Consider the following 18548-nt stretch of genomic DNA (forward strand, 5'->3'; position numbering starts at 1 on the left):
GCCAGCTTTCAGTGCCAGCTTTTTGCCAGCATTGACCCCAGAAGCCTTGCAATACTTGAAGAAACCGGGGGTGCATTGGTTTCGACGGGGGTTGTGAAGTCGCCTGGCGCATGCCGAGGGGGTAGCTTTCCTCGTAAATCCAGCTGCAAAACTCTAGTTGCCAACGACGACAACTACGCTCCGGTCGCCCTCGCAGCCTAAAAACTGCGGTGCGTGACCTTCTGCCGACTTAGGCGGAGCCTCGAAACTGCTTGTGTCCATGCTCGCAGCGTAGAGTCATTATCATGGAATCGCGCTGGGCGGCTGCCTGTCAGTCCGGCACAAGAACACAACAGGCTGGTTCCCGGGTGCGCTTTGCACACCGTGCTGCTCGGGGATGAGATTCAACGGTGAGCTAAGCATGTAGTGCTGGGGATGGAGTGCCTTCGGACGGCGGTTCAATTCCGCCCACCTCCACCATCTGTAAGCAGTTCAGCTGTATCTTGCTGATTCTGTTGGGTTTTGGCAGGGCGCGATACCGAAAAACGATCTTTCCAAAAGGATCTTTTGAGGTATCGCCCCTTGCCTAAGCCCTATCTTCTACGCCGACCTAGCGGACTTCATGTCCGCTTTCTTGTTCCTGTAGACCTGCGCGAGGCTATCGGCTCACGCTTCTTGGTCCGCCGCCTTCCTCCGTCTGCTGTTGACCTTGCCCGCCTCGTCGCGGCCCGCATGGCTGTGGCACTCTCCGAAGCATTCGAGCGCTGGAGGGGTAGCCGCATGGATGACAAGGATAGAGAGGACCTGCTGAAAGTCGTCAGCGGCTCCATCAACCAGTGGACCGGAAACATCCAGCTGCCAAATGGGACTAAGCTCACCGGTCTGAACGTCAATGGGCGAGAAGATGCTCAAGCACTTCTGGAAACGATCAGAGGCTTGGCGTTGCCTGAACTCTCGGTTGTGCCCACGCTCCAATCGCGCGCAGACGCGGTAGCGCTTCTCCCCGTTCCCGAAGGTCTGCCGGTCTATCAGCCGGGAGAGGCAGCGCAGTCTCTCAGGCAAGCGCAACTGAGAGCGAAGCGGAGGGCAGTCAATGCGGCTGCACGTGAACGAAAAGCAGTCGCTCTCGCCAAAAGCGCGCACTCCAAGACGCCAGCAAGTCGCGTGAGGAAGCCATCGAAGGCGTCGCAGCGCCCGGTGGATCGCGGCGACAATGATTAGGCAACGCCATCAACTGGCGGAAGCGGCCTAGGATCGGGGTCAAAGCCTTGCGATCAACGCAAATGATGGTTTTATGAAAGCTCCCCCATGTTAGGAGCTTCATATGCAGTTAGAAAGAAAGCTGGCTATCGCTAGTCGAGTGCTGTGCCCGTTGATTGCCCAAGACCGGACCCGAGACACGCAGGAGCGGATCGAGGACATCATCCATGCCCTCGAAATCGCCGACGAATTGATCAACCGATGCATGCACCCGAAGCCTCCTGCTGACGACCACACCCTGAAACCTACAGTGAGAGTCAGGGAGAGCCTAGTAGAGCGCGATCAGGTGCAGCTGAGCGACATGATCTCAGAGCGCCGTGGCGCGGCATCCAAGCCCACTCGCGGACCTACCTACCACTGAGTTTGCGAAACCAGAGGTGGGCCAAAGCCCCGGTTCGCCGGGGCCTTCGCTTGTCTATCAGTGCAACCGCGCTCCGGGCTCTTTGACTGGATTCATTAGGAGCAAAGGGTCAGCTGGAATGGGGGCTGCAGGAGCGTCAGTGGGCGCATCCTCCACCGGATATCTCCGAAGCAACACTTCACTCCAGTTCTCCAGCTGCGACAACGACTCGCCTGTTCGACGGCTGTAGTCTTCCTGAGCCTTGGGGCCAGTGGCTTCGTGAGCGCGTTGATACTCCTCGCGTCCCAACTCAAAAGCTCTGACACGGCGCGCCCGACGCCGCGACCAGTCTGAGCGATTCAGGAGCCCTGGACGCGGGTTCTGGCTTTCGAAGTTCTCCAAGGCAAATTCTGCTTGGGCCAATACGTGCTGGGCACGATCTTCAGCTTTCAGCCTACGCCTGAAGCGAAGAGCATCCCGCTTCAACTTCTTCAGTCGCGCGAGTAGCTCCTCTAGATCAACGCGTAGTCTGGGCAATGTTCCGTGAGCCGATATCAAAGCCGTGATGCTGCGCAACAACCTGCCCGTGAATTTGAGCCTATCTCGCAGCGCCTCTATCCACGCCTCCGCCCACACCCCCAACACTTCCTGCAGGGCCTGCCTTGATGCGATGGCGTGCGGTTGCTGTTCCCGGTCATCGGCAACCGCTTCAACTGGCAGGCCTCCCTCCACCGCTTCAACCACAGGGCTCACCACGTCGGAAGACAGCACTGGTCCCATGGCGGGGCCCAGTGGAACCTGGCGCGAGCCAACCGGCACTGCCTGATCGGACGCGGGGTCCATCAACCTGCCCTCTTCTGCCATCTGGGCCACGGCGCGATCCCAAGCAGCATTGTTAGCCTCTGCAATCCCGTCATTGCCCTGCTTCAGATCTGTATCCATGCCTCGGCGATGCATTGCGGTCGCATCTTTGCCCATGTGAATCCCAGGAGCGCGAGAAAGCTCCACCCCTGTGAGCTCATCCCCTTGCTCTACGGCCTCAGCCGCCTGCTCTTTCAAGCTGCGGTGATCGACACGGGCCGAGACACCGGCAGCGGCTAAGTGAGCATTGATGGCTTCCCCCACCATTGCGCGGATCCATTCGACCTCCCCTCGACCTGAGGGGCCACCATCCAGCTCCCTGGTCTTGTCCTTCAGTCCCTCTGCGTCCATACGCCTGGTCGTGGCTAGGATGTGGACGTGATAGTTGAGCCCGTCAGCGGTCTGCGGCTCATGGATGCTGGATTGGACAGCGAACCTGTAACGCTGGACCAAGCAGCGCGAAATCTCAGCCGCCAGATCGGAACGCTGCTCTTTGCTCAGTTCGTGTGGCAGCGCCACCTCGAACTCGCGGGCAACGGTAGCGTCTTTTCGGCGCTCTGAGGCCTCGGCTGCGGGCCAGAGCTGCCGAGGATCGAAAGCCCAGTCAGGCGCTTCATCCGGCGCCAGACACCGGGTTTCGACAACGCCCCCTCGCCTTCGGTAGTCGTGCCGTAGACCGGTGCGGTCATCGATGATGAGCAGCCCCGCCCTGTAGGCAGCGGCGGCGGTGGATGCGTGCCCTTGGGCACGGCTGAAGGTCTTTACTCTTGTGTGATAGATGGCCATTGATGCTCCTTGTTTTTGGCCCCCGCACTTGCCTTTATGCCTACGATTTAGGCTTTGGCAAGCGATTTTTAGGGGGTCAAGGGGCACAGCCTCTTGCGCACGCATTGCCCGAAGGGCAATGCCTAAGTGCGCTCTTGCTTGGATTGTTGATTTGGCTAAGCGACGGATTTTTCGCCACAGAGACGGCGGCCGCTAGACCTTCCATTGCCAAGTCGAACCATGGATAGCAATGCCACCCTGCTCGGTCCAGCTGAACCCTTTCCACATCAACTGCTTTGACTGGCCACCAAACTTGGCTTCGTCCAACAGAAAGTTGAACGCGTCGGCGGTGATCCAAGTCTTGGGTTCGAGATCCAACTCAGTCAGCTTTGCCGCATAGTTTGCGGCCCGCCCAACCCAAACAATGTCATTCCCACCTCGGACGCCAGTGCGGGCAGCACGAAGCGCGCTAGAGTCGATGCCGACGCTCTGCCTGACGGTTCGGTTCAATGCCGGATATTGCTTTTTAAGCGCAGGATTGATGATTTCGTTCACAGCGTAGTTGATCTTCAGACCTGCAATCGCTGCCGGTGTCGTTTGACGATCTCCTACCCAGACTCCCATCACACGGTCACCGTCGTAAGAAGTGATCACGCCACCCTCGGCCCTGATGATGCTGGCAGCACAATGCAGAAATGCCTTGTAGACCTCCGCACTAAACCACCATTCCTCAGTGTCGACCATGTTCGTAGAGCCGTGGAGATCCGCATACAGCACGGTAGCCCGCGAAAATTCAACAGCGTCATTGCCGAGTCGCAGATCCTCCGGATCCGGAACCACGCGCCCCTCTCGCCTGTCCCAAGTACTGCTGAAGATTGTTGCAACAGTGCCCTGCATGTCTTCGAGAAGCGCCATGATTAGTCTCGTGGCCCCATAGCGAGAATGATGTCGCGAATTTGGTTGCAAGCCGGAGCTAGCCTCGCTCTGGCATCCTCCCCAGGCACATAACGGTAGGAAACCGTAGTCAGCCCCGCAAGATCACTCGGAAGCTTCAACTTATCTTCCCTAGGCTCCATCAAGAAAGCGCGCTGCCTGCCTAAAAATCCAATAAACATACCAAGCTCAAACACAACGTTGTCACGCATCGCAGGCCACTCGTCTCCACGACTAATCACCAGATCATCCGCGTGTGCAACGGCGATAGCAAAATCAGAAATTTCCAGCTGTTTTTCCAAGTCATCCAACGTGTAATTTGACGCGCGAAACACACCATGCCCCCAGACAATGGTCAAGAACTGATCGTGCTCGAAGTGCTGTTCCAAGAGGCGGGTGACCGGAAGCGCCTCCACCGAAGACATGACAAACACCCGGACTTGGTTGCGAGGCTTAGCGAGAAGGCTATTCCTTTGCAGAAGTCTCCTCGAAAGTGTGGCGGCCAGCCGCCTCCAGATGATCGGGTGACCGTCCGCCATTTCAATGAAATCGCTTTCAGCGACCTTTAGCAGAACACTGAGCTCCCGGGCCACCAGCGTTGCTGCGCGCCTCTGAGCTGGCTCAATCGCAGCCATCTCGCCCACATGATCTCCTGTATGGCGGATGTTGACGGTCTTTCCATTGATCACTACATCAACAGACCCAGCAACGATAAAGAACACTTCGGTGTCCACCCCGTCCTGCTCGACAAATGACTCGCCCGGCTGGACCTCTAGCAGCTCCCCCCGGTCCAAGAGCCACTCAGGCAAGCCGCCGATCCCGGCGAGTAGTCGAACTTCAGATAATGCAGCGAGCAGCCTCCGCCCTCCATCTGAGCGGAATCGATCAATAAGTCCAGTGGCCACTTCGCCCCCTTGAAAGTGTGAACCAAGACACAATATACAGGTTCAACGAGCCGCCGCCAGTGCATGGGGCGACGCCTGGGCCTCAGCGAAGTGCCCCCTTAGCTTTACCTTTACTGGACGAGAGGATATTGAGATGGGTCATAGCTGGAAGGAAGACCGCGCGGAAAAGCGAATCAAGTCTCGCTACGAGGAAGTGCGAGATGTGGAAATATTCGACTACAAGCGCGACACCTCACTGGAGAGCATCCCAGCAAGGCGGGCGTATCGCATTCATGCGGCTCACGTCTACATCGATATCGTCAACATTGACGAAATCCTGGCCTGTACGAAGGATGAGGGCACTACCTGTCACAAGCGCACCCTAAAGTTCCTCAACCAGCACTATCGCGCTGTCCATCGCATTCTTGAAGAGAGCAACGCCAAGCGCGTCGACTTCCATAACCAGCGCCTGCATGCCCTTGTCGCTAAGCCTTACGGGGAAGATGAAGAGCGCCGACGGGTGGCCAAAGCCGTCGCCATCGCAAAACTAGTTGACGAAGTCCTGGCAGAAACAGGGGATGCCGACGAGCACATTCCAAATGCACGTGTCCGCGTAGGTATTGATAGCGGCTTGGCTCTGGCGGTCAACAACGGTCGGCGCGGAGGCCGCGAGCCCCTTTTCCTCGGAAGTCCTGCTAATCACGCTGCCAAGTGCGCTGGACATGCCAGCACAGAAGGCATCTACCTCACAAACTCAGCGCGATCCGTCATGGGCTTCCCCGCACTGGACGGTGACAAGGACCGCTCTACCCGCCTTACTGACGAGCAGATAGCCACCTGCGTTGATGAGGCCAAGCTCGAAACGTCGAAAGACAAGATCATCAAGCTTTGGAAGGAAGAGCAGGAAGAGACCCCCATTGGCAGCATTGAGTTCAGCAGACCAACCCCGCCTTTGTCGGATCTGAATTTTGATGCTCTTACCCCCGGGAACTCAAAGAACTTCGAGGGCGTTTCCGTATACGCTGATATCGATGGCTTCTCGGCATTTGTGGATCAGCACCTTGAAGAGAATCCGGAGAATTTGGTCCGCACGTTGCATGTCGTCCGCTCGGAACTGGACTCCGTCACGCACAGTGACTTCGGCGGGCGCCGCGTAAGGTTCATCGGCGATTGCCTTCATGGAATGTTGATTGAGGGGACGGCCTACACAACGGATGCCGAAGCGACTGTGAGTACCGCCGTCCAATGCGTCGGGGCCCTCCGCAGCAGTTTTCTATCTGCCATTGAACATCTGAAGTCTGAAGGTGGAGACACTGGGGAGTTAGGTCTTGCGATTGGCCTTGAATACGGCCCGCTTAGCTTAAGCAGACTAGGCATGAAGGGGGAGCGGGTTCGATGCGCAACGGGACGGGCTGTAATCGCCTCCGAAGCAGAGCAGCGCTTATGCAAGGGCACCGAGAGCAGGATCGGCCCTGCTGCATACAAGGCTGGATCGGACGCAGTTCGCACGCTCTTTGGCAGCTCCAGGACGGCTGACAACCTTGACTATGACGCGGCTGTAGAAGAACTTTCGGCCTCTGGCGATAAGGTGGCAAAGGCGGCGCTTGAAGATGCATATGCCTCTTCGCGTCCTGCGGTGGTCCCGTCCTTGTCGCAACCACTTCGCCCACATTCGAAGCTCGCCCACGATGAGCGAAGTTGAGTCATTGCTAAGGAGCGTGGCCCCCGAGTTCGGGGCTACGCTCTCCAATGGAGCCGGTGCAGTAGATGCCACGATTGAGATCTCTCTCCCCAGCGGGAAGACTCGATCTTTTGCTCTATTGCTCACCATCCATGGCTATTACGTCTTTGTCCAAGAGAAAAAAGCCTCGTCCCAACTGCCTCAGTGCTGCCCGGATCGCCACATCAATCCGGGCGGAACATTCTGCTTGGGCTGGAAAGATGACAGCCCTAGCGAAGTCCGCGACGAAGCAGCCGCACGCCGATGGTGGTCTGCTGTTGTGCGATTTCTTTCTCGCCAGATCAACGCAAGCTACCGACGCAAATGGGCAGGTCAAGAGTACGACAGAGCCCATGGTGATGCTGCTGTCCATCAGGCAGCCGCTGAGGCTGCAGCAGAGAAGTTGGGGCCTGATTTCTCGGGTCGCGCGAGGCGGGGAGACTTTACCGTGCGCCTCGATGAGCATCTCAGAGGGCCACGCATTGAACTATGGGGAGATGGCAGACGCCTAGCACGGATCACGAAGCGTGGCGGATCATTGGTGGGAGGACACACCTGCTGCCCATGCGATCCGTCAGGAAAGATCGAGATTTCGAGATGCCAGGATCACGCCAAGCATCTAGAAAACTACATATCCAGCTACTACCTTTGGCGCGTTTCCGAAGACAAGTTCATGGATGATCTTGCAAATCAGGGCGTTGCTTGCTGCGGAACGCTGATCTCCTGTGGGCTGAGGGATGCGCATTCGCGCCTAAACCAACTAACCAAACCTACTGCTAAGCCATATGTCCGACGATCAAAATTCTACCAACCTCCCAAGCCCTCCAAACGCCCAAAGCGGGCGCGTTAGCACTGGTTGGCAACAGCTGAACCTTGTTCTTGGGTTCTTCTCAAGAATCGATACGAAGCTGTCGGTGGTGTTGGGCATCGATCTGGGCATGCTAGCGCTCGTTGCTACTCGACTTCCTACGCCGAGCGAGATGACCGCCGCAGCTGCGGTCTTCACGACTCTATTTTTTGCCGCGCTGGCCTTTAGCTTCCGACACCTCTGGAACGGCTCGTTCCCACATCTAGAGGGCGGCACGGCATCATTGCTCTACTTTCGTAGCATCGCTCAGATGCGAGAGAGTGAATTTCGACAAGCATGCAAGAGTCGGAGCCCTGAGGAGCTAGCAGATGATCTCTTTAATCAATGCTGGCGAAACTCGAAGATCCTCACCTGTAAATTTCACTCCCTCCGGCAAGCCTACATATCAACGCTACTCGCCGTTGTGCCATGGGTCGCGTTGATCGTTCTGCTGCCATCTCCGCAGCGGCCGGGATGAACACTTGAGATAAGGTCGAGCAGTTCACTGCTCAATCCATGCCTTCATCCTAGCGAACCACTCGTCCCGCTCAGATTCATTGACTGCAGTGCTTTTGAGCCAACGATCAGAGTGGCGCACGAAAGGAACCAGCCAGAGCGGGTGAACAACGTCCCGCACCTGGACTTCCAGGCGATGGGTGACCACACCTTTGTAGTTGTATTCCCCAGTGCGGATGGCGAGCACTTCAGACCGCCGCAGATAGCGCTCGCCTTTCCCGGGGTCTCGCACCCAGATGGCGTCCCTGCCGAGATCTAAGGCAATGTGGTCATGGGATACCGTGGGCTCAAACTCTTCAGGCCTATGCTTCTTCAGTTTGGGCGTTCGGCGACGGAACAGCCACGGCAAGCCCCACAGCAGCGCAAGGGGCCAGAAGACCAGCTGCCCGAACAGCATCAGCCCGAACAAGGCCCCATCGGCCGTCGTGCCCTCTTCGAACACCACACCGCACAGCCACCAGAGCGCGAGACCGGTGATGATCCAGCGGATTACCTTGAACAAGGTCCACATACGAGCTTCCTACCTAGGGTTGGCGGCGGGCTTGAATTCAGCGACGGTCTACGACAGTCCAAGTGCCATCGACCTTGTCGATGACGAAAGTCCCGACAAGCTGCTGTTGCTCAGTGCGAGTGCCCAGCTGATACCGCGCAGTTCCAGTGACGCTGCACGCGTAGCCAGAACTGTCCCCTCGCGAGCACTCGCCCACCTTCAACCGCTCAAACGTCATCGTCGTTCCAGTTGCTTCCTTGAAATACACGGTCAAGGCCTTCTCAACATCGCCACTACCAGGGCCACCAGAGCAAGCAACCAGCAGCGCAGCGATGGGAACCATCCAAAGCTTCTTCATGTGTGTTCCTTCAGTCGATGAGTAGGCAATGACTGCCCGGATTGGTTGCAGTGCCAGCCAGGACTTCGCTATCGATCACTGACCCAGCCGTGTCGATGACGATCACGATCTGACTAGGCCGCGCAGAGGAGTCCTCCTCACGCTCGCCGAGGTAAGCCAGAGCGATGGCATCCTTGAAGTCGTAGACCTTGCCGAAGCCGATAACGCTTTGTGCGTCCGGAGGCAACGGAACGGGCTTGCCATCGAGCTTGATAGCGCGCTTGTAGCCCCGGCCTTCTACGGGTTCGATGCGGCCGATGCTGGTTCGGATGGGGCCAGTAGGCGTTGCAGAGCCATGACCCGTGGCCCAGATGAAAGCGGAGACCTTGGGCTTCCCTCCGCCATCCACCCTGAACTGGCCGCTCTGTAGTTGGCACGACAGGCTAGGCGCAGCCTCAGCAGAAGCGGCGAACACGAAGAGACCCACCGCTGCCCAGCACCTCATATCCATACGATTGCCTCCGTATCCAATTTTGCGTTGAACGCAAATGACCGGATAAGCTTATGCGGTCAAACTCTGGAGAGTCAACGTGTTTGTTTCTGCCGGATGCCCGCCCCTCAGCCCACGCCTACAGCCCTTGGTCATCGCCTACGCGCAGCACGCGTCGCCAAAGGCTGGACCCAAGCTCAGCTAGGCGAAATGCTCATGGGAGTAGATGACTCAAATACGACGGCCCCTCGGATCAGCCGATATGAACGAGGGATGCACAAGCCGGATTTGGAGACAATCGAGAAGCTCGCGGAGCTTCTAGAACTTCCTGCGGCCTACTTCCTTGCTGCATCTGATGTTGTAGCTGAGGCCATCCTGGTGCTGTCTCAGCTTAATCCCAAGCGCCAAAAAGAAGCACTACAGCTCCTGAGAAAGCTTTCCGACAGGAATGACTCTTCTGAATGAACCGAGAAGCCAGCAGAAAGCCCACACTCTCAACGAAGCTACTTTTCATTCATTTAATAAGCTAGGCCTGCGCAAAAGAATCACTGACACTGTTGTTGGCCAGGTCAGACTACTGAGGATTGCAATGAGCAGCTTAAATGTGCACAGCGTCCATTCGAAGGGAAACCTTCAAGAGGAATCACTATGGATCCAGGTAACAGAGGACATAGAAAATCTTAGCTATTACCTCGTTTGTGACACCACCTATACGGACGAGAATCACATATCGAATGAGCTTCGTCATCTTTTCTGGTTTCCAAAGAAATCCGCAAAGAAGGGAGACTGGATACAGCTCGCAACTCGAAACGGCAAAAGCACGACACTTGAGAACGATCAAGGGACCACCACACACGTTTTTTACTGGAACCTTGGACGAACTGTGTGGAACAAGGCCGGTGACGCAGCTTTACTTTTCGATCTTCGGACCTGGAAGGCTACAAAGGTCTAAATCAATTAGGAACGTAATCAAATCACGGAGGATACGATGGCAAAAACAAAGAAGATCAAGCCCCCGATGGGCCGAAAGCTTAGCAATGAAGCTGAAGTTACGAATTGGCTGGTCGACCTGATTGAGTCTGATAAATTACATGAGACAATTTTAGGCAAAGAGAGCATTGAGGAAGTCACTCTTGCAATTGACGACCCCTACGTAATACCGAAGTTCTCAATTGACTACGCAAGCCGACTGGCAAGCGCTAGATCATCAAAGTTTGTGCTGGAACAGCTCCGCAATTTGGAAATAGTTTCGATAGACAAGAGCATTTCACTAGACAAGGGTGAGGTGCTTCGACCTGACATCATTGCTTACAACCCCGAGTCGAGGGTGATAGTTCTCTTCGAAGTAAAGCGTGACAAGGGGCCGGAGCGCCAAGCCATCTCGGAGTTGGCAGGTTACGAGCATGAGCTTCAGAACTTCTTCCCGTTCTTGTCCAACATGGATATCTGCTTTGTCCTAGTTGCCAAGGACTGGTCAGATCTCATGTCGCACGGGCTGGCAGGCCTCACAACTTGGGCAGGAAAGCAGTGCTTAGCGCTCAGTCTCGACTACGACGCAGTTCCTAGAGAACTTCGCTGCAAGATTGTGGAAGCCTGGAGTCTCACTGGCTCCACAACCATCCCCGACGATGCGCTTCAATGCTACGACTTAGTTCTCTATGAAAAGGACGAGCAAGAATCGCTTTCAACCGACATCGAAGTTCCAAGACTCATCCAAACAGCAATTGATACTATTGCCAGAAGCGGGGACCGCATGCGATCCCATGGCTTTCTTTTACTTTGGAGAGATATATCTCCATTCCCACTGCAATGGGTAATAACACTGTGCACCTTCGACTACGGGGTCTTCGCTTCGAGATCGTCTGCGAATGAACGCTCAAAGGTTTCTAAGATTTCCTCTTATTTCCTAGAAGAGAACGATCTATCCTATGGATCAATGCCCAGAGGAGGTTATGAAATCCCGAAGACCTCAATAGATCTGCTATCCGAGGAATATGATGTAAAGATTGAGAATCACAGCAACTGGAAGCAGAAAGTTAGCGCGCACAGACTACGATCCCAACCAGTGATTTATGAATTCTGGGGAGCCCCCGGGGACTTCGCAAGAGATTTCATATCTCAGAAAAGTGTTCGCAATATTCTCCTTACCTTCTTGCCACAATCCAAACTTGATTGGCGCGACCCGATAGTTGCAGTCCCGCTGATCGAATATATGACTGACAGGCCGCCATTCGCCGAAGGCAAGGTATTATCTCGCGACCTGCTGGAGGCGGGGATCACCCTTGGATCGCTGGCAACGACCTGCGTAAACATGAACGCCATCCTGCAAGATTCGGAAGAATCTCGCGATGAAGAAGCGTTAACAGTGTATTCGGCGCGTTTTAAATGGATCCTGCCCGAAGCAGTATTGCTGATGGCCGAGCTAGCTCAGCTTTCGGTGTCCTACGAAGATCTTGAGCCGCCGCCGCCGCTAACCAACGACTTCACCAAAGTCGAAGATCACATTGACAAAATCGTCGCATGGGTCCACGAGGACCTAATAGGCGATGACCATGAAATACATTCGGGCTCTTTCATCCTTGGCCTCAGCCTTGGGTTTGCTTATGAGTATTTCTCACAGTCGCCGACTACAGCGGGTGCACCCAAGGAACTTAAGGAGGCTAGCAGTAACGCAATTCATTTCTGTGAACAGACTGTACTCGCCCTAATGAATCGCGCGGAAGATAATGAGATAGGAGATCGGGCCAAGAACGAGGCGAGAGACTATCTGCAACAGGTGGCAGCCCTTTATCCGCGCGAATTTGAGAAGAGCAGCATTAGGACAATTCTGGAGAAGCTTCCTTTTCCAGTATTGCTTCGCACACTTCGCCTATGTGCGGACGCAGTTGACTCTTTCCTAAATCCCGTTCTCCATATTCTCCGACCGTTAGCAATAGCGAATGTCGACATGACCGCGATCAAGAACGGAATCGCGACTATATTTAAGCGCGGCGACAAGAGGCCTGCGGTAAATATCGACTCTTCAGGCCGCTTCGGAATTGGCAAACTTCCTGAAGAGTGCAGAATATTTCCTGAATTAACAGACACGGACGATGGGGTCTATCTCGCGGACTATAGCCCCGGATTTGCAATGATAACCAAGGCCACTTGGGCAGAAGTCGCAGAGAGGCTAACTTCCGGCCATAAATGAAGCGTAGAGTATCCGAGCCAAAACACAGCGCCCGCTAGCCAGAAGCCCCGCATCGCGGGGCTTGTGTCTTTTCATCCCGGAAACGCCGGGAATTTCTCGTTGGGATGGGAGGCCTTCCAGGTCGTGTAAGCGGAAGTCCCCTCCCAAGCAGCGAAAGCACGAGGAGTCCTGCCCCGACCGGTCCAAGTCTCGCCGGTGTGGGGAAGCCAATACTTGGGCGCAACTTCCTTCTTCGCCGCAGCTCCCCTCTTGGGCACATCAGCCGCCAGCATGCTGACGATCTCGGCGCGCTGCTTCGCAGAGAAGCTCTTACCGTATTGGGAAACGAGGTTCGCGACCTCGGCGAAGGCATCAGCGGCCTGCTCTTGGAGAAGCTGAACTTCCTGTTCCTCAAGCTTGCGCAGCTCTTCAGCAAGCTTGGCTTTGGCGGAGGCAATGGAATCGAGTGACGGCTTGGTCATTTTTAAAGAACCTTCTTTTCTAATTCAACAGACTGATGGGCTACAAATGGCATAGGAGATGACAGCGCAACTGCCCCATCATCACGAACAAGCTAAAAATTCTATTCCCAAGAAGGCTACGCAGTGACAAACAAGAGAACATCTAATCTGCAGACCGCTTAAGTTCACTCTCAAAACTTGCTTTTCCACGCCCTGCATCCCCTGCGGCAACGAACGTAACTTCCAGTTTCGCCTCATCAACTACAGCAGCGAGAAAATACAATGAGGGTCGCCCACTGGGAAACCAAGTGTATCTCAACGGATCCGTGGCCGACCTGACCCCTTTCATTCTATTGGGTAATTCATCAAAGCTACGGCAAAAGGACTTAACTTCAAGAAAGCGATCTTCTGCTCGCTCGGGATCGGCAAGAGAGCGAGAAATCAACGCAGTCAAGGACTGGTTAAAGTATTTTTCAAAATATACTTTGTAGGTCATATCACGTCCTCCATGACCATGAGAGCGCCCTACATAGGCGACCTGGGCTTCGCTGGATATTTCAAGGTCTGCTGGCGCTTAAATTCCTTTCTGAATTCTTCAAGCACCTCGGGACTGTCCAGCTCATACCTAGTCCGCTGCCCAGCCAAGGTTTGCTCAGCGATAGGTCTTACAACCTTCTCCAACCAGTCCCTGGTGGCTAGATTGAGCTCATCCTTATCGATGTCGCTATTCATAAAACCTCCATCAGATCGATGCCTTTTGATTCTACTACAAGATTGATTTGTGACCAGCCCCTCCACATGCCATGGGACTTCTGTAGGCAACACTGGCATTGCAAAAGAGGAACTCGCTAGTCTGCCCTTTGAATGATCAACTGCAGTAGCGGCGCATACTGCAGGCGGTCAAGGCTAACAAGCGCACCACGTTCATAAAAATCGCCCCATGAAGCCCTCATGCAATTCCAAAATGTGGATCACCCCACGCTGGGTCGACACTGTCTTTACGATACTCTCGTCACAAATTCCAAATGCCTATTCTGTAAGAAAGCACGCTTAGGCGTAAGCACACTCAAAATCGTACAGTACAAAAATGACTGCAAGATAGAAGCGGTCATCCAAGGAAAACCCTTGCGCCACAGCGCCTCGCAGTGCATACCCCACTAATTTCCTCTAAACGTTTTCGCGCTAATTTCAACGTTTCGGCGAATGCCTAAGCAACGCGGCAACACTCTAGATCTCGTTTGACGAATCAAAGCCGGGCCTTAGCACTGCTCTCATCATCCAAGGAGACAGTGCCGTGCCAAAAACAGTAAAGAACTTCCTTCAAGACTTCCCTTTCAATCCAGACGCCGATGACGCGCTGCACCTTAAGGGCATCAGGATCGGGCGCTTCCGGATTGATGAGCTGGTCATCACCGGACGCGAAGCGGCCATCCATGCGCAAGAGATCCTCAACGCGGCTATGGAGCGCTCTCGACGCTCTCGCATCAATGCCGCAGGAACGCGCTACCTTGATCCACTCTCCGCAGGCCACCCTGCCCGACTTCTGTCAGTAGAGATCAAGGACTACCTGGGGGACCGGGAACGCCGCTGCCTCGCACAAGAGACCATCGACTCCACAGCACGCACGCTGCGGTTTCTCCAGATGACCTGCGGGGACATCCCGGTCTCGCGCATTGACCACCCTCACATCTACCGACTCTGGGACCTCATGCGCTGGTCGCCCCCAGGCCTCTTCTCTGACCCCGCATATCAACGTATCAGCTATGACGAAGCCATTGCCTGCGGCAAGGAGCTAAATGTTCCTCAGCTTGCCCCTGCAACGCTCGAACGGCATCGACGCTTCCTTGTCTCTTTCTTCAATCAGCTGGTCAAGACCAAAGCCATTGATGCGTCCCCCATGGCTGCGTTCGCAGAGATCAAGAAGGACCTGGTCACGGATCCCAACAAGCCTGAGCGCCTCTTTGATGAAGACGACCTACGGCGCATCTTCGACCCCAAGACGTTCATTCCCTGGGCAAGCAAGTATCCGCATCGCTGGTGGCTTCCCATGATCGGACTCTACACAGGCGCACGCATCAACGAGGTCGCTCAGCTAAAAGTCGCCGACATCGTCCAGGAGAGCGATGTCTGGTGTATCCGCATCCAGAAAACTGTGGATCCTGACTTGGCGCACCGGACCAGGCTCAGGAGTCGGCAAAGCCTAAAAGGCAAGGCATCTATCCGGACCATCCCTATCCCCAAGCCGCTGCTTGACGCAGGCTTCCTGGACTTCATGGATGACATCAGAGAGTGCGGCCACCCTCGCCTCTTCCCACACCTATCCGCTGGTGTGAACCGTAAGACCGGCGAGACCAATGCCCGCTACAGCCTGGCAGCGCTTAGCCAGTTCAGCCGTTACATGAAAGACCTTGGCTTTCCTAGAGGTGTCGGGTTCCATGCCTTCAGACACACCATCGCGACAGAGCTCCACCATCAGAACGTCCCTGACGAAGACATTGCTCTGATCACGGGCCACTCTGTCAGCAAGCGCGTGCCCGTGCTTCACGAGGCCTACTTCCACAAGAAGCCCGCCGTGATGCGCAGGAAGCAGATAGAGACCTTGGAGAAATACAGGCCTGCGGTAGTGCTTCCTGTTTATGCCAAGGGGCAGTTCAAGCGCTGCTTGAAGGACCAGAGGAGGTTCTATCCTTAAGCATCGAAGCAGCATCAGCCCAGCCGGGAGGTAGTCCAGCCTCAACGCTGACTAGCCTTGCTACATGGGATACATTCGAGGCCTATGGGCAAGGCTAGGACGCCGCCGAACCGTGCCCCTGACATTTCTGGTCCCAGAAGGAGCTGGTAGCTAAATGGATTCAACTCGATTGCGGGCACCTGTTACCCATCGTTTCAAGCCAGTTGGCGCCTGCATCTATTGTGGTGCTACACAAGGGCGCTTGACCGAAGAGCACATCGTGCCGAAGGGCCTTGGTGGAACTCTCGTGCTGCCAGATTCAAGCTGCGATCCGTGTGCAAAGCTTACGTCCCAGTTCGAAATGAAAGTGCTTCGCGGGTTTTTGGATCGCGGCCGCCAATCTTTGGGAATAAAGGGTCGAAAATCTCATCGACGGCCCGCCACGGAATCGATGAAACAGACCTTCATACGCGCCGACAATTCCTTGGTTGAGCACGATGTCCCTTGGGATCAAAGCGTCAAAGTCATGCACCTCCCCGTCCTTCCTCTGCCCGGTTTCCTCGACCCAAAATTTCCGCCCGATCCTTCTGCAGAGGGCATAGAGGTTTCCGCCATGGATACGCTGACCATGGGACTTGGCGAGGGGGAGACAGTTCGCGAGCATACCTCTGTCGGCATCCAGTTTCAGGACAGGATGGACATCTGGTCATTCGTCCAGATGCTGGCCAAGATTGCACACGGCTACCAGGTCGCGGTGCACGGCGCTTTTCCTATTGAGCAAAGCCCACTGGTGCCCATCATTCTTGGCAAGCGATGGGATGCGCGAAACTGGATTGGTTGCACAGAGCAGGATCCGCTTCCATCTGATCGTCAGTGCTTGCACCTTCTCCAAGACGTTCCATTGACGGGCGGTGATGGCTCCAGCGCTTCGATGATCCGCATCAAGCTGTTCGCCGACTATCCGAGCCCGACCTACGCTTTAGCGGCCAGACTTCAAGCCTGAAACGAGAGCGTTGCCTTCCGACCAATAGGCGCTGCGCCTGGACTTCGAACTAGACCAGCGTAAAGACATAGGACACCTTCATGGCTCAACCGCAGGATTCGACCGTCGCAGTAATGATTGACTGCGACAACGTTGCTCCCGAGATCGTGGATTTCGCGCTACTCATGGCCGCACAGGCCGGGCGCGTAACGCTTCGGAGGGGCTATGGCAATCGCACTACCTTAGGCAACTCTTGGCAAGAGGCCCTGGTTCGCCAGGCATTCACCCCATGCCTTCAGTTCCAATACGCAGCGAAGAAGAACACCTCCGATATCGCCCTGGCTCTAGATGCACTGGAGGCGCTATTCGATCAGCGCGCAGACATCTTCTGCTTGGTGACCAGCGACTCCGACTTCGCCTACCTCTGCAGGAAGCTCCGAGAGCGCGGCGCCACCGTTTTGATCGTCGGCGAAGCAAAGACCCCCGACGCCTTGCGCAATGCCTGTGATCAGTTCTTCGAGTGGTCCGCCCAAGAAGCCTCATCGCCAGAGCCGTCTGATCTTCAGGACCCGCCGCATCCTGCTGACCACAGTAACGAAGCCAAGACCACCGGCAGCGCACCGCTCCCGAAGCGTCGCCCTCGGTTCGTCATCGAGGCTGTCTCACTGCTTGCCGGTAGCACGCCAGAGGGCAAGGTAAGCCTCAACTCCTTAGGCTCATACCTGAAGCGAGCAGATTCCGGCTTCTCGCCTGGCATCTATGGACATTCCGGTCTTCTCAACATGGTGAAGACCTACGATCTCCTGTCACTCAAGCAGGAAGAGAATGGGCAGTGGTCGGTGAGCCTGGCACCTAAGCCAGAGACAGCCTGACGCAGATCATCATTGCCGTTTAGCGTATTGCACCCCAAAAGGCCCCGCCTCGGCGGGGCTCAGATCCCAGCAGTCGTCTGGAAAATCCACAGTTGTACATTCGACTGCCAAGAGCTTCACTCTGAATTAGGTCAACTGGCGACGAACAATCATATGAGCAGCTTCTCTATTCGAGAAATGACATTACTTTTCGGTGGCTTCACGCCAATCGGATGAACTTTTATATCACCGGTCTTTATATCGACCTCATACAATCTACTTTTCTTAGCGCCACCAAAATTCCAATGACTTCCGGGAGTTGCGCTGGGCTCCAAAAAATAGGTTACGGGCCCGATTGATCCGCGAGGAGTCCACACATCCAAGCAGGACAGCAAAATTGCGGGCAGGAACTCAGGGGTGATTCCTACAAGATCCCAAACGTTCTTTTGTTTAGCAACGTCACACGCTGTCTCAAGTTCAAGCCACCCCAAACCCTTCGCCAGACCACGCATCTCCATATAGACGCCCAACAAATTTTCTCGCGCATAGTCGCGCGAAGCGTGCGATGCTCCAGGACTCATCGGGGCATTTAACAAGTACGAAGTCGGAGGATTCGATAGAATCGTAGGGCAACTTGAATTCATCTGGTGGGAAAAATAGCAATCCACCTGTAGTGAGTGCTCACCTTTAACCAACAAATCTTCATTACAGATCAAACATCTCGGCGTGTTACCACGGTGACGAGCCAGCCAGTCCAAGATGCTAACCGCTCTACGCCCAGCGTCAGAAGAATCGTACGCATACTTGAGTCCCATACCCGTCCACACCAGCGACCTCAGGAATCATGATCTTCTCATTTCATGCAAAGAATTCCAATCATCATTTCGTAGTGGCTGTGTATCTCAGTATTAACCGGTCCAGCGACCACGGGTATCCCGCCCTCTCGGTGTCAACCCGGGCCTTTCGCGTCCATCCGGGCAATGACCTGACAC

The 18548-nt window shown here is 55.2% G+C and carries 16 protein-coding genes and 1 other RNA gene; 8 read left to right on the forward strand and 9 right to left on the reverse strand.

All coding sequences use genetic code 11. From position 1 onward, the window contains the following. Positions 1 to 66 precede the first annotated feature (66 nt). Together ssrA and GIW57_RS06950 are read left to right on the forward strand one after the other, a co-directional pair. Positions 67 to 459: a transfer-messenger RNA gene (ssrA, locus tag GIW57_RS06945) on the forward strand. Between the two features lie 300 nt (positions 460 to 759). Continuing rightward, positions 760 to 1200, forward strand: coding sequence for a hypothetical protein (locus GIW57_RS06950; protein WP_236509632.1), 441 nt, complete (start codon positions 760 to 762; stop codon positions 1198 to 1200). A gap of 457 nt (positions 1201 to 1657) precedes the next feature. Here GIW57_RS06950 and GIW57_RS06955 read toward each other — a convergent pair whose 3' ends face one another. The 3 genes from GIW57_RS06955 to GIW57_RS06965 all read right to left on the reverse strand — a co-directional run bounded on the left by GIW57_RS06955 (position 1658) and on the right by GIW57_RS06965 (position 5043). After that, a complete protein-coding gene (locus tag GIW57_RS06955) occupies positions 1658 to 3226 on the reverse strand; it encodes a MobA/MobL family protein (RefSeq protein WP_236509634.1) in 1569 nt (522 codons plus the stop codon). A gap of 192 nt (positions 3227 to 3418) precedes the next feature. Beyond that, complete coding sequence (locus GIW57_RS06960) at positions 3419 to 4120, reverse strand: adenylate/guanylate cyclase domain-containing protein (RefSeq protein ID WP_236509640.1); 702 nt, start codon at positions 4118 to 4120, stop codon at positions 3419 to 3421. Positions 4121 to 4122: 2 nt separating this feature from the next. Then, on the reverse strand, positions 4123 to 5043 hold the full coding sequence (locus tag GIW57_RS06965; protein ID WP_236509647.1) for a TIR domain-containing protein: 921 nt from the start codon (positions 5041 to 5043) through the stop codon (positions 4123 to 4125). A 133-nt stretch (positions 5044 to 5176) separates the two neighbouring features. Between GIW57_RS06965 and GIW57_RS06970 the strand changes: the two genes are divergently transcribed. Further along, entirely contained in the window at positions 5177 to 6724 is a 1548-nt protein-coding gene (locus GIW57_RS06970) for an adenylate/guanylate cyclase domain-containing protein (protein ID WP_236509649.1), read from the forward strand. 1367 nt (positions 6725 to 8091) lie between these two features. Here the strand turns inward: GIW57_RS06970 and GIW57_RS06975 are convergent. Genes GIW57_RS06975 through GIW57_RS06985 form a run of 3 tightly spaced genes read right to left on the reverse strand, consistent with a single transcriptional unit; the run spans position 8092 to position 9407 of the window. Next, positions 8092 to 8616 (reverse strand): hypothetical protein, encoded by a 525-nt coding sequence (locus GIW57_RS06975; protein WP_236509651.1) that lies wholly within the window; start codon positions 8614 to 8616, stop codon positions 8092 to 8094. A gap of 37 nt (positions 8617 to 8653) precedes the next feature. After that, the gene (locus GIW57_RS06980; protein ID WP_236509653.1) at positions 8654 to 8953 is read right to left on the reverse strand and encodes a hypothetical protein; all 300 of its coding nucleotides are present in this window, start codon (positions 8951 to 8953) and stop codon (positions 8654 to 8656) included. Positions 8954 to 8963: 10 nt separating this feature from the next. Next, positions 8964 to 9407, reverse strand: a complete 444-nt coding sequence (locus GIW57_RS06985) for a hypothetical protein (protein ID WP_236509654.1) — start codon at positions 9405 to 9407, stop codon at positions 8964 to 8966. A gap of 132 nt (positions 9408 to 9539) precedes the next feature. Between GIW57_RS06985 and GIW57_RS06990 the strand changes: the two genes are divergently transcribed. Both GIW57_RS06990 and GIW57_RS06995 read left to right on the forward strand, forming a co-directional pair. Next, the gene (locus tag GIW57_RS06990) at positions 9540 to 9887 is read left to right on the forward strand and encodes a helix-turn-helix transcriptional regulator (protein ID WP_236509661.1); all 348 of its coding nucleotides are present in this window, start codon (positions 9540 to 9542) and stop codon (positions 9885 to 9887) included. A 523-nt stretch (positions 9888 to 10410) separates the two neighbouring features. Continuing rightward, positions 10411 to 12612: a hypothetical protein gene (locus tag GIW57_RS06995; protein WP_236509663.1), complete on the forward strand. Its 2202-nt coding sequence runs from the start codon at positions 10411 to 10413 to the stop codon at positions 12610 to 12612. Between the two features lie 71 nt (positions 12613 to 12683). Here GIW57_RS06995 and GIW57_RS07000 read toward each other — a convergent pair whose 3' ends face one another. Both GIW57_RS07000 and GIW57_RS07005 read right to left on the reverse strand, forming a co-directional pair. Then, positions 12684 to 13073 (reverse strand): H-NS family nucleoid-associated regulatory protein, encoded by a 390-nt coding sequence (locus GIW57_RS07000; protein WP_071228008.1) that lies wholly within the window; start codon positions 13071 to 13073, stop codon positions 12684 to 12686. A gap of 142 nt (positions 13074 to 13215) precedes the next feature. Next, entirely contained in the window at positions 13216 to 13548 is a 333-nt protein-coding gene (locus GIW57_RS07005; RefSeq protein WP_236509665.1) for a hypothetical protein, read from the reverse strand. Between the two features lie 798 nt (positions 13549 to 14346). Between GIW57_RS07005 and GIW57_RS07010 the strand changes: the two genes are divergently transcribed. The 3 genes from GIW57_RS07010 (at position 14347) to GIW57_RS07020 (ending at position 17577) form a co-directional block, all read left to right on the forward strand. Further along, positions 14347 to 15744, forward strand: a complete 1398-nt coding sequence (locus GIW57_RS07010) for a site-specific integrase (protein ID WP_236509667.1) — start codon at positions 14347 to 14349, stop codon at positions 15742 to 15744. A gap of 430 nt (positions 15745 to 16174) precedes the next feature. Then, a complete protein-coding gene (locus tag GIW57_RS07015; RefSeq protein WP_236509669.1) occupies positions 16175 to 16726 on the forward strand; it encodes a hypothetical protein in 552 nt (183 codons plus the stop codon). Positions 16727 to 16806: 80 nt separating this feature from the next. Then, positions 16807 to 17577 (forward strand): NYN domain-containing protein, encoded by a 771-nt coding sequence (locus tag GIW57_RS07020; RefSeq protein WP_236509671.1) that lies wholly within the window; start codon positions 16807 to 16809, stop codon positions 17575 to 17577. Between the two features lie 149 nt (positions 17578 to 17726). Here the strand turns inward: GIW57_RS07020 and GIW57_RS07025 are convergent, their stop codons facing one another. Next, complete coding sequence (locus tag GIW57_RS07025) at positions 17727 to 18314, reverse strand: hypothetical protein (protein WP_236509673.1); 588 nt, start codon at positions 18312 to 18314, stop codon at positions 17727 to 17729. Between the last annotated feature and the right edge of the window lie 234 nt (positions 18315 to 18548).

The organism is Stenotrophomonas sp. PA-6-5C (genome assembly GCF_021605635.1).
Taxonomy (GTDB): domain Bacteria; phylum Pseudomonadota; class Gammaproteobacteria; order Xanthomonadales; family Xanthomonadaceae; genus Stenotrophomonas; species Stenotrophomonas lactitubi.

Bases quoted from the DNA above. Each gene is read 5' to 3' on its own strand.
- GIW57_RS06955 (WP_236509634.1), bottom strand. From the start codon at position 3,226: ATGGCCATCTATCACACAAGAGTAAAGACCTTCAGCCGTGCCCAAGGG.
- GIW57_RS06980 (WP_236509653.1), bottom strand. From the start codon at position 8,953: ATGAAGAAGCTTTGGATGGTTCCCATCGCTGCGCTGCTGGTTGCTTGC.
- GIW57_RS06995 (WP_236509663.1), top strand. From the start codon at position 10,411: ATGGCAAAAACAAAGAAGATCAAGCCCCCGATGGGCCGAAAGCTTAGC.
- GIW57_RS06975 (WP_236509651.1), bottom strand. From the start codon at position 8,616: ATGTGGACCTTGTTCAAGGTAATCCGCTGGATCATCACCGGTCTCGCG.
- GIW57_RS06990 (WP_236509661.1), top strand. From the start codon at position 9,540: ATGCCCGCCCCTCAGCCCACGCCTACAGCCCTTGGTCATCGCCTACGC.
- GIW57_RS07005 (WP_236509665.1), bottom strand. From the start codon at position 13,548: ATGACCTACAAAGTATATTTTGAAAAATACTTTAACCAGTCCTTGACT.
- GIW57_RS07020 (WP_236509671.1), top strand. From the start codon at position 16,807: ATGGCTCAACCGCAGGATTCGACCGTCGCAGTAATGATTGACTGCGAC.
- GIW57_RS06960 (WP_236509640.1), bottom strand. From the start codon at position 4,120: ATGGCGCTTCTCGAAGACATGCAGGGCACTGTTGCAACAATCTTCAGC.
- GIW57_RS06970 (WP_236509649.1), top strand. From the start codon at position 5,177: ATGGGTCATAGCTGGAAGGAAGACCGCGCGGAAAAGCGAATCAAGTCT.
- GIW57_RS06950 (WP_236509632.1), top strand. From the start codon at position 760: ATGGATGACAAGGATAGAGAGGACCTGCTGAAAGTCGTCAGCGGCTCC.
- GIW57_RS07000 (WP_071228008.1), bottom strand. From the start codon at position 13,073: ATGACCAAGCCGTCACTCGATTCCATTGCCTCCGCCAAAGCCAAGCTT.
- GIW57_RS07015 (WP_236509669.1), top strand. From the start codon at position 16,175: ATGAAACAGACCTTCATACGCGCCGACAATTCCTTGGTTGAGCACGAT.